The following is a 10580-nucleotide window of genomic DNA, read 5'->3' as shown; positions in this document are numbered from 1 at the left end:
CCTTTGGAGTTTCCGGCGGGGGTACCAGATGCCGATGCGTGAGGATCGAGTAGTCGCCTACGACGTAGTCCCGCCGCTCGAGCTCGTCGGGGACCGCCCGGCTCACGGCTCGAGCAGGCAGCTGTGGGCCATCGTCATTCTCACGGACCTTCTGGCCCTCCTGGCCGGGTGGACGCTGCCGGCGCTGATCGCCTGCGGGGCGGAGTGCAGCCCGCAGGAGCTCAGGGTCCTCGGCCTCTCCGCATTGATGGTCCCCGTGACCCTCGGCTGCCTCGCTCTCAGCGACGCCTACGGCCCCGGCGCCTGGATGTTGTACTCGGTCGAGGTCTCGCGCCTCAACAAGGCGGTGATCGGCTCCGCGTTGATCTTTTTCATGCTGCTTCTCTCGACCGGCGTCGTGGCTCCGCTCGGGATCCTGTGGCGGGCGGCCCTCGTAATGGGGGTGCTGGGTTCGTTCCGTGGCGTCCGCAGGCGCTGGCTCTCCCGGCAGCGCAACAAGGGCCGCTTCATCACCCGGGTCCTGCTGGTGGGGTCGGGACACGAAGCCGAGGAGCTGTACCACCTGTTCAAGGACCACCCGGAAATCGGCTACCGCCTGTGCGGGCTGGTCCCCTCGGGCCGTCTCGTCCCGCAGTGGAGTGAGGACATTCAGACCTTTGCATTCGATCAGGACTGGGGTTCGGCCGCCCGATCCTGCTCCGCGGGGGCGGTGTTGATCGACGCCGAGGGCTTGGACGCCCGGGAACTGCACGAGAAGGCCGCCGGGCTTGCCGGCAGCGGCCTGCAGGTGCGCCTCGCCGGCGGCTTCGAGGGCTGGAGCGCCGGCACCCGCAAGACGGTTCCCCTGGCCTACGAGTCGATGTACGACGTGGTCCCCTCCAACCCTCCCGGATGGGAGCTGGCCCTCAAGAGGTCCCTCGACCTGGTCCTGGGATCGGTGTGCCTGGTGCTGGCGCTCCCGGTGATGGTCGCTGCCGCCCTGGCCATCCGGATCTTCGACGGATCCCCGGTCTTCATCCGCCAGCAGCGGGTCGGGCGCTTCGGGCGCCTGTTCACGATGCTCAAGCTCCGGACGATGGTCGTAAACGCGGAGTCCCGCCTTCCCGAGGTGCTTCCGATGAATATGCGGGACGGCCCGCTGTTCAAGGCCGACGCCGACCCGCGCATCACCCCGCTCGGGCGTTTCCTCCGAGCCGCCAGCATCGACGAGATTCCGCAGCTGATCAACGTGATCCGGGGCAGTATGAGCCTGGTCGGCCCTCGCCCATCCCTGCCCGACGAGTGCCTGAACTTCGACGGCACCCTCCGCCTCCGGGAACGCGTCCCCCCGGGCCTGTCCGGGCTGTGGCAGGTCGAGGCCCGCGACATGCCGTCGTTCCGCGCCTATCGCCGGCTTGACCTCTACTACATACAGAACTGGTCCCTCGGCCTGGACCTGGCCATCGTTATGGTGACGCCGGTGGTGGTGGCCGCCCGCGCGTGGCGTGCGATCACCCGGGTTCTGTCCCGAGGGAGAAAGTCGTCGTCCCTGACGCTCCTTGACTAATCTCCTAAAGGCCGCATCGCCGCTCATTGATTAAGCGCGGAACCGGAACCGGCGGCGATTCGACCAGAGCCGATCGCGAGGTTCTCGGAATGGCTCGCGGGAGCGGGCTCAACTTCGTCGGGCTGCTGGTCTCGCAGTCGGCCACCTTCGTCATCTCGCTCATTCTGGCCCGCGCGCTCGGCCGCACCAACCTCGGCATCTACGCCCAGGCCTTCGCGGTGCTGTCGCTGCTTCAGATGATCGCGATGGGCGGACTTCACACCGGGACGATGCGCTTTGTCGCAGTCAACCGGGCCGGCAAGGATTCCGGCGCGGTCTACGGAACGGTCCTGCTGGGGATCGGGGCTGCCATCGGGCTCGCATCTGTCCTCGGGCTCGGCCTCTACCTGGCCAGCGACTGGATGGCGGTGTCGGTGTTTTCCGAGCGCGGCCTGGCCGAGCCCCTGAGGGCGGTCGCCCTGGCACTGCCGGCGGCAACCTTCGCCGGGGTTGCTCTCGGCGCTACCCAGGGGTTCAAGACGATGAAAGCGTCGGCCTCCATCGGGCTGATTCTCGAGCCGGTCCTCCGGGTGGCGCTCACCGTCCTGTTTCTCGCACTCGGGCGCGGCGTGATGGGGGCAATGGTGGCGCTCGTGACCAGCAACTGCATCGCAGCGATTCTCTCCGCCGGGGCGATCAGGCGCCTCTTGAAGGAGCCGGCCGCACCGGTCTACGAGCCGCGCAAGCTCTTCGCTTTTTCCTCGGTCAGCTGGCTGGGGTCGCTGGCCAACTCCGGGATGATCTGGACCGACACGGTGATCCTGGGCATCTACCTGCCCAGCGCCGAGGTCGGCGTCTACTCGGTCGCCACCCGCCTGGTGGTGCTGGCCTCCCTCGTGCAGACGGCGATCAACTCCTCGCTTGGGCCCCGGATCGCCGACCTGTACCACCGGGAGGAGCACCACGCGCTCGAGCGGGCCTACCGGGCGGCGGCAAACTGGACGGTCAGGCTCGCCCTGCCGGCGTTCACCGTCCTCGTGATCTTCCCCGAGGAGCTTCTCGACATCTTCGGGCGGGGCTTCCGCACTGCAGCGGCGGTGACCGCGGTTCTCGCGCTGGGGAAACTGGTCGACGCGGCCACCGGCCCCTGCGCCCTGATGCTCAACATGTCCGGGCGTCCGCTGCTTAACACCCTGAACAACCTGGCCGTGCTGGTGGTGAATGTGCTGCTGAACGTCCTGCTCGTGCCCCGGTTCGGCCTGATCGGCGCCGCCGCCTCCTGGACGATCTCGCTCACCCTGGTCAACCTAGCTCGGGTGATCGAGGTCTGGGTGACGATGCGGATGTGGCCGTTCGGGGTGGCGATGGTCAAGGGGATGGCGGCGGCAGCGGCCGGCGCAGTGCCGGCCTGGTTCATCGGCAGCACGCTCAGCGGCCTTCCGGCGCTCCTGGTCGGGGCGGCCGCCCTCGGGCTCGTCTACCTCGCGGTGGTCATCGTGCTCGGCATAACCGAGGAGGACCGGTTGGTGTTCTCGGCGATGAAGGGAAGGTTGAGGAGGGCCTGAAACCTCAGCCCGCAGCCGGGACGTCGACCGCAGACGCCGCCGCGGCGTAGGCCCCTTCGACGCTTGCGAGGTGCATTTCGACCGAAAACTGTTCCTCGACCTTTCTCCTGCCTGCGAGCCCCATCTCGTAGGAGGACCCGGAGAAGTCGGCGACGGCGCGCAGGCGGTCGGCGAGCTGGGCCGGGTCGTCCGGAGGGACGAGGTAGCCGTCCACCCGGTCCTCGATCAGCTCCGGGATCCCGCCCAGGTTGCTTCCCACGACCGGGACGCCGCAGGCGAACGCATCGAGAACCGACAACGGCTGGTTCTCGTACCACCGGGCGGGCAGGGCGGCGACCGACCCGGCCCTAAGCAGATCGCGGACCTCGGCGAGGGGGATTCGGCCGTGAAAGGTGACCAGGCCGCCGGCCAGCCGCTCTGCCATCTCTCTCAAGGTCTGCATCTGGGGGCCTTCGCCCGCTATGTCGAGGTGGACCCCGGCCATGGCCGCGGCCTCGATCAGGGTGTCCACGCCCTTCTCGTGCGACAGCCTTCCGGCGAAGACCGCACCTCCGCCGGGCTGGGACTTGACCTCGACCCCTGCGGTTGTCACGAAGTGGGGAACGTGGCGCATGCGCTCGGGGAAGACGCCGGCCTCCCGCATCTTCCCCGCCAGAAACTCGCTCGGGCAGAGAAATAGCCGGACCGGTTCGTAGGCGCCGAACGACATGTGGAGCCTCATCTCGACCGCATTCAGTGTGCTCGCCGCGAGCGACCCCCGGTTGCAACGGCGGATGACTGCCTGGCGGTACTTGCCCCCCAGACACGCCTCGCATATCTGGCCCTTGTCCAGGAACCGGTAGGTGGGGCACGCCAGCTTGTAGTCGTGGAGGGTCATCACCGCCGGAATCGACCGTGAGGCCAGCGGGCGCAGGATCGACGGCGATAGTTGGTGATAGATGTTGTGGAGGTGAACGACATCGGGCTTGAACTCCCTGACCACCCGGGCCATCCCGAGGAGCGATGCGGGGGAGAACAGCAGCCTCCCGGCGCCTTCGACCTTGCCCAGGAGAGATTCAGGCATCGGCTCCAGCTCGACGTTGCCGGGAAAGTGGCGTTCGTACCGGCTGGGAAGGTTGTCCGGGTGGGACATGGCGAAGTACTCGACGGTGTGGCCGGCCTGCAGCTGCAGCTGGGCCAGGTCGAGCATGTAGCTCTCTGCGCCGCCCCGGCGGTACAGGAACTTGTTGACGTGGAGGATCCTCATCGAGGCGAGCCGGCGTTCACAAGATCCGCTCCGGTGCCGTTAAGATCCTCAATGGCAGCGCCGACCCACAGCCGCAGCTGTCGGCCCCCGCTAGAGACGGAAATCCATGACCGGTCAAGACAGCTCATCCACCCCACAGTTTGCCTTCGTCACCGGCACCGGCCGGTGCGGGTCCAGTCTGGTTCAGGAGGTGCTCGCCCGCCACTCCGGCGTGGGCTTCATCTCCAATGTAGAGGACCTGGTTCCTCTGCGGGGGATCGGAGGAAGCCGGAACAACTCGGTGTACCGCCACATCCCCGCCTCCTTTACCCAGAAGGGCCGGGTCCGGTACGCGCCATCGGAAGGTTATCGCGCCCTGGAGCGCGAGGTTTCGCCGGTGGTGGTCTCCCCCTTCCGCGACCTGACGGCGGCCGACGTCACGCCCTGGCTGGAGAAGCGGTTCCGGGAGTTCTTCGCCGGCCGGGCGGCCCAGCAGGGCAAGCCGGTCTTCCTGCACAAGTTCACCGGGTGGCCCCGGGTCGGGTTCATCCAGGAGGTCTTTCCCGAGGCCCGTTTCATCCACGTAGTCCGCGACGGCCGGGCGGTGGCCAACTCGTTCCTGCAGACCTCGTGGTGGCAGGGCTTCGCCGGGCCGCCGGCCTGGGGCTGGGGCCCTCTCCCTTCGGCCTACGCCGACGAGTGGGAACGGTCCGGCCGCTCGTTCGTGCTGCTGGCGGGACTGCACTGGAAGATGCTCGAGGACGCCGCAGAGACCGCCTCGGCCGCCGTGTCTCCACAGAGGTGGCTACAGGTGCGGTACGAGGACTTCGTGGGCGACCCTCGAACTACCCTCAAGTCGATGCTCGACTTCCTGGGCCTGGAGTGGGACCCGGCCTTCGAGGCGCAGGTCGAGAAGCAGACCTTCAACCGGAGCCGGACCCGGGCGTACGCCGAGGACCTCACCCCGGCGCAGGTGGAGCTGCTCGACGCCTCCCTGGCCGGCCACCTCAGCCGTCTGGGCTACTGAACAGGCCGTGAAGGAGTCGATTAGAGAAGCACTTCTCAAAAGGCAGCCGGCAGTGGTCCGCAAGGCGGTTCGTGGAGGCAGGGCGTGGGCCCGGGGGAGGGGAGACGAGGCCCGGATGCTGCCCTCGTTCCTCATCATCGGCGGGCAGCGGTGCGGGACCACCTCGCTCTACCGCTACCTCTCCGAGCACCCCGACGTGCATCCCGGCCTGGTCAAGGAGATCCAGTTTTTCACCCTCAACTACGGTAAGGGCGTGGACTGGTACCGCTCGCAGTTCCCGCTCGAGAGCGCCGGGGGCCACAGCTTCGACGCCAGCCCCTACTACCTGTTCCATCCGGCGGCGCCCGAGCGGGCATCCCGCCTGCTTCCCGGCGCCAGGCTTATAGCCCTGGTGCGCAACCCGGTCGACCGGGCGTTCTCGCACTACCAGCACAACACCGGCAACGGGGTGGAGGACCTGAGCTTCGAGGAGGCGCTTGAGGCGGAGGAGGGCCGGCTGGCCGGCGAAGAGGAGCGGCTGGCGAGCGACCCCGGCTATTCCAGTGCGGCTCACCGCCGTTACTCCTACGTTGCCCGGGGAATGTACGAGCCACAGCTGAAGCGATGGTTCGACCGGTACGACAGGTCCGCCCTCAAGGTGCTGGTCAGCGAGGAGTTTTTTGCCGACCCGGCAGTAATTTTCGCGGAGGTGCTCGAGTTCCTCGGCCTGCCGGAGTTCGCACTGCCCAGCTACGAGGCTTACACCCGCCGGGGTAGGTGGGGCGGTCCTCCCCTCAGCCCGGAAACCCGGCGCCGGCTAAACGAGGTGTTCCGCGAACCCAACCAGCGGCTCGAAGCGCTTCTCGGCCGGTCCTTGCCTTGGGATTAACCCGGAAATTTTCCTATCAATTGTCTATTTCCGCATCATAGGATTCACTTTAGTTAACTCCAGTTCCGTCCGGAAACTTGCGGGATCTGTGCGCGGCCGCCGGAGTCAGCGACTGGTCGGTACTTAAGGCAGCCCCCCTTCGTGCCGATCTATCAGCGTCCGGGGAACCCGGGCGTTTCGGGGTGCGGCCAAAGAAGCACAAGGAGGAGACATCCGCATGAAACTCCGACGAACAATTTCAGTCGCTTTGGCGCTCGCCTTCCTGGCGATCTGCGCCCTCCCGATGTCGGCAACGGCCGGCTTGCCTGCGGGCAAGGCACAGCTGTGGTCCAACGAGAACTCCGCGTCGACCCACAACCCCACTCTCGCGGAAGCGCTCGAGGACGCCGCCTCATTCGACCTGATCACGCCCCTGAAGGGCACCTACCGCGAGTACGTCCCCGCGATGAAGGCGGTAAACCCCGACCTGGTTCTTCTCTCGTACATGAACGGGACCCTCGCCCAGAGCTCCGAGGGCGACGTCTACCCGGACGAGTGGTACCTGAAGGACGCCACCGGCGCCCGGGTTGTCTCCGGCAGCTGGGGCAACTACCTGATGAACCCCACCTCGGAGGGCTGGATCGGCAACCGGATCTCGGTGGCCCAGGAGTACATCGCCTTCAGCGGTTACGACGGTGTCTTGATGGACGTCATGGGCTCCGCCCCGATCGACGAGGACTACTCCTCCGGCGTGCCGATCAACCCGGCAACCGGGCAGCCGTGGACCAAGGCCCAGTGGCTGGCCGCCACCTCCCACCTGGCGGCCCGGGTTAAGGCCGCAGTGACCCCGAAGATCGTGTTCGTGAACGGGCTCGGCAGCGGCCCCCGTTACTTCAACCCCACGGCCACGTCGTCCCAGCTGCTGGACGGCATCGACGGAGGCCACGCCGAAGCTTTCCTGCGAAACGCGAAGGAGCCGATCACCCGGTACCCCACGGCGAAGAACTGGATCAAGGAGATCGAGATGTTGACCGACGCCGCCGCCCGCGGCAAGAGCGTGCTGACCCTCACCAAGGTGTGGGCCGAGGGCACCCAGGCCGAGAAGGACGCCTGGCACCGGTACGCCCTTGCCTCCTTCCTGCTGGGCGCAGGCGAGAACACCTACTTCACCTTCCAGTACGCCCGGGACGACGACCCCACAATTACCAGGCCGATCTGGTCGACCAACGTCGGCGACCCCCTGGGCAGCTACTCCAAGCTTGCCAACGGTGCCTACCGGCGCGACTTTGCGAACGGAGTTTCGCTCGTGAACCCGACAACGGCCACGGTCACCGTCCCGCTGGGCGGCACCTACGTCACGCTGGAGGGCGCCCTCGTCACCACGATGACGCTGGATCCCAACCAGGGCGATGTCCTGATCCGGGTCGTTTAGCTCGCTTCAAACCTGTGGTTAACTGGCCCGAATGGGCCGGTCAAACTGCAGCAGGTATTTCGGTGCCGGCCGCACGCTGGCGGCCCTGTTGGTGACCCTGACGGGGCTGGCCGCGTGCGGCCCGCCGGTCGAGGTGCCGGAGCAAACCCCCACCTCGCCGTCGCGTGCCACCCCCACGCCGGAGCAGACCCTGCCCTCCGAGGACGGCCTGAAAGAGGTCGGCAAGGGCCTGTACCTGAAAGGAAAGCTGCCTCCCGCAGGGATGGAGTTCATCGACCACGTCGTCGTCACCGGCGACTGGAAGGAGTTCGAGTCCCAGAACCAACAGTTCAGCGGCCCTGGGTGGGACCGGCTGGCCGAGATCATGGACAACCCTCGACTCAAGGTGCGGCTTCGAATCCAGGCGGGAATTGGGAGCCCTGTGTTCGTGAAAAGGCTGGGAGGTCCGCCGGTTTCCGGAGACGGGGTCGACTGCTCTGAGGAGGGCGGGATCGCGATCTCCAAGCGGGCGAGCACCGCCGACGGCGTGGCGCTGCTGGCTTCGGAGGGCTGCGTGCCCTACTTCTGGACCGGTCCGGTGCTCGAACAGTACGAGGAGCTGATGGAGGAGGTGGGACGCCGCTACGAGTCGAACCCGCGCCTGCTGGACGTGGTCGACTCGGCGTGCACGACGTTTTTTGCCGAACCGTTCATCCGGGCCGGCCGCAGCCGGACGACGAACGCACGGCTGTTCGAGGCAGGTCTGAACGAGGGAACCGACGAAGCATGCCTGAGGCGCAGCGTCGAGATCCACGACCGGGTGTTCCCCACCACCCGGGTCAGCCTGGCCACCCACTCGGCCTGGCAGATCATCTCCGACCCCGAGCGGGTGCGGGCCGGCGTCACTTTGAGTTGGGACCTTGAGCGGGCGCTGCTGGACGACCTGCGCCGGGAGTACGGCGCCAAGCTGGTGGTGCAGAACAACGGGCTGGGGGGTGACGAAGGCTGCCGGCGGGGTGAGGGCGACGACTCCAACTTCTGCTGGCTGGCGAACGCCGCGCCGCCGAAGGGGTTCCAGACCGAGGGGGGCAAGAGGCTGAACACCCGGGGCCAGACGGTGCTCGACGCCGTCGGCCGGGCCGTGGAGATGGGGGCCTGCTTCGTGGAGCACAACGAGTTCGGTGACGACCCGGCCGCGGCCGAGGATTACGACAAGCGGCTGAAGGACAACTGCTGAGGGACGCTAGATCGGGTAGCCGTAGCGCCGGAGGCTGTGCGCGGTCAGCACGGTGACGATCAGGCGCTGGGCGAAAGGCATGGCGGTCGCCCACTCCAGGTCCGGCTTCAGCTCCACCTCGCCGGTGCGCAGGCGCATCGGGTTGCCGGAGATCGTGTGGTGGGGGTCGAGGGTGACGCATCCGTCGCCGATGAAGTCGAGGTCCTCCGGTGCGACGCCCGCCAGGTCCAGCACCGTCTTCACGGCCTCGGCCGGCCCGGCCATCAGGTCCTCGTACCGGAGGCGCATGTAGGGCGCACCGGAGCGCCTCCACATCGCCTCCGCAGTGAGGTTCCAGATGCTCCACAAAGCCGACGACTTCGGCAGGCTCATCCGCTGCATCGGCCTCTCGGCGGCCCCGTCGGAACGCATCACCTTGCGCCGCCAGGAGAAGGCGGTTCCCCGGGGATCCCGGACCAGGTGGACGACACGCAGGTCAACCGAGGGCAGCATCCCCAGCAGGAAGCCGTAGGACGGTGACTTGGACGAGTCGACGATCACCCGGGCCCCGGTCGACTCCCCGAGGGCCCGGTACAGACGGTCGAGCTCCGCCAGGCACTCCGGGGCTCCGGCGCCGAGACCCGCCGGGTCACCTTTACGCCGGAGCAGCGAGGGGATCTGCCGGACCCTTGTCAGGCGGTTGAGGCACCGCACCATCGCCTGGGGGTCGGTCCCCGAAGGGCCGTAGGCGCGGGCCAGAACCTCGGTCCACACCGGGCAGGAGTCGAACCGGACTCCGCACCCGCAGAACCAGTTTTCGGTGACGCCCCGCTTGAACAGGTTGTTCATCTCGCCGCCCGAGAAGAACCCGGCGACCTGGCCCAGCATGTTGCCCAGCAGCGTGCTGCCGCTCCGTCCGGTGCCGGCGACATAAAGTACAGTGACTTTTTGCATTGGAGTCAGTTTCCCAGGAAGTACCCGAACGCGGGCGGCGCTCGCTGCCGAGCCAGGAGGGCTGCCGTCCCGGCTTTGAAGGAGAGGTTTGACCCTGCCCGGCGAAGAACTTCCCGCTGATCCCCAGCAACCGATCTTCATCGTAGGCTGTCAGCGGTCCGGCACAACCCTTTTGAGACTGATGCTTGACTCCCACCCGAACATCAGCTGCGGGCCGGAGACCAGGTTCCTCGAGGGGCTTTCCGAGGTGGCGGAGGAGGCCTCGCTCCGTCTGGCCCGCTACGGCTTTCCCGACGACTACTGGGACCGCAAGATCGCCGAGTTCTTCGACTCCTTCCAGCGTGACTATGCGGAGCGCCGGGGGCGCAAGCGCTGGGCGGACAAGACCCCTCGGTACGCCCTTTCGCTCGATTACATCAACCGGCTGTTTCCCGAGTGCCTGGTCGTCCACGTGATCCGCGACGGCCGGGACGTCGTGACCTCCCACCTGGCCCGTTGGGGATACTGGTCCGGGCTCAAAGCCATACAGAAGTGGCAGCTGTACATCCGCACCGCCCGGCGAACCGGGCAGGCCCTGCCCCCCAACCGTTACTACGAGCTGCGTTACGAAGATCTGGTCGCCGACACCGAGGGAGCGATGCGTTCGCTGCTTGATTTCGTCGGCGAGCCGTGGGATCCGCAGGTCCTGGACTACCGCAACATGCCGCACGACGTGGGGGATCTTTACGCCCCGCTAACTGCCGAGCGACGGGAGGGGGCGAACCAGGATACGGTTTTCAAGAGCCGGGAGGGGGAGGGGGAAAAGGAGGA

The 10580-nt window shown here is 67.2% G+C and carries 9 protein-coding genes; 7 read left to right on the top strand and 2 right to left on the bottom strand.

From position 1 onward, the window contains the following. Together VFV09_06395 and VFV09_06390 are read left to right on the top strand one after the other, a co-directional pair. On the top strand, window positions 1-1546 hold a 1546-nt coding region (locus VFV09_06395; protein ID HEU4867338.1), incomplete at its 5' end, for a sugar transferase. Between the two features lie 89 nt (window positions 1547-1635). Further along, entirely contained in the window at window positions 1636-3090 is a 1455-nt protein-coding gene (locus tag VFV09_06390) for a flippase (GenBank protein HEU4867337.1), read from the top strand. Between the two features lie 4 nt (window positions 3091-3094). On the opposite strand, the gene VFV09_06385 is transcribed toward VFV09_06390, so the two are convergent. Next, window positions 3095-4336 carry a glycosyltransferase family 4 protein gene (locus tag VFV09_06385; protein ID HEU4867336.1) on the bottom strand — a complete coding sequence of 414 codons (1242 nt, stop codon included), beginning with the start codon at window positions 4334-4336 and terminating at the stop codon, window positions 3095-3097. Window positions 4337-4442: 106 nt separating this feature from the next. Between VFV09_06385 and VFV09_06380 the strand changes: the two genes are divergently transcribed. The 4 genes from VFV09_06380 to VFV09_06365 all read left to right on the top strand — a co-directional run bounded on the left by VFV09_06380 (window position 4443) and on the right by VFV09_06365 (window position 8837). Beyond that, on the top strand, window positions 4443-5342 hold the full coding sequence (locus VFV09_06380; protein HEU4867335.1) for a sulfotransferase: 900 nt from the start codon (window positions 4443-4445) through the stop codon (window positions 5340-5342). A gap of 7 nt (window positions 5343-5349) precedes the next feature. Then, window positions 5350-6210, top strand: a complete 861-nt coding sequence (locus VFV09_06375; GenBank protein HEU4867334.1) for a sulfotransferase — start codon at window positions 5350-5352, stop codon at window positions 6208-6210. A gap of 217 nt (window positions 6211-6427) precedes the next feature. Further along, entirely contained in the window at window positions 6428-7621 is a 1194-nt protein-coding gene (locus tag VFV09_06370) for a putative glycoside hydrolase (GenBank protein HEU4867333.1), read from the top strand. A gap of 31 nt (window positions 7622-7652) precedes the next feature. Continuing rightward, entirely contained in the window at window positions 7653-8837 is a 1185-nt protein-coding gene (locus tag VFV09_06365) for a hypothetical protein (protein ID HEU4867332.1), read from the top strand. Window positions 8838-8843: 6 nt separating this feature from the next. On the opposite strand, the gene VFV09_06360 is transcribed toward VFV09_06365, so the two are convergent. Then, on the bottom strand, window positions 8844-9770 hold the full coding sequence (locus tag VFV09_06360; protein ID HEU4867331.1) for a sulfotransferase: 927 nt from the start codon (window positions 9768-9770) through the stop codon (window positions 8844-8846). 181 nt (window positions 9771-9951) lie between these two features. Between VFV09_06360 and VFV09_06355 the strand changes: the two genes are divergently transcribed. Beyond that, a partial coding sequence (locus VFV09_06355; protein HEU4867330.1) for a sulfotransferase occupies window positions 9952-10580 on the top strand: 629 nt, incomplete at its 3' end.

The organism is Actinomycetota bacterium (genome assembly GCA_035759705.1).
Taxonomy (GTDB): domain Bacteria; phylum Actinomycetota; class CADDZG01; order JAHWKV01; family JAHWKV01; genus JAJCYE01.
The sequence above is the reverse complement of the archived record's forward strand: the minus strand, read 5'-3'. Positions and strand labels throughout refer to the sequence as shown.

Bases quoted from the DNA above. Each gene is read 5' to 3' on its own strand.
- VFV09_06390 (HEU4867337.1), top strand. From the start codon at position 1,636: ATGGCTCGCGGGAGCGGGCTCAACTTCGTCGGGCTGCTGGTCTCGCAG.
- VFV09_06385 (HEU4867336.1), bottom strand. From the start codon at position 4,336: ATGAGGATCCTCCACGTCAACAAGTTCCTGTACCGCCGGGGCGGCGCA.
- VFV09_06380 (HEU4867335.1), top strand. From the start codon at position 4,443: ATGACCGGTCAAGACAGCTCATCCACCCCACAGTTTGCCTTCGTCACC.
- VFV09_06370 (HEU4867333.1), top strand. From the start codon at position 6,428: ATGAAACTCCGACGAACAATTTCAGTCGCTTTGGCGCTCGCCTTCCTG.
- VFV09_06365 (HEU4867332.1), top strand. From the start codon at position 7,653: ATGGGCCGGTCAAACTGCAGCAGGTATTTCGGTGCCGGCCGCACGCTG.
- VFV09_06360 (HEU4867331.1), bottom strand. From the start codon at position 9,770: ATGCAAAAAGTCACTGTACTTTATGTCGCCGGCACCGGACGGAGCGGC.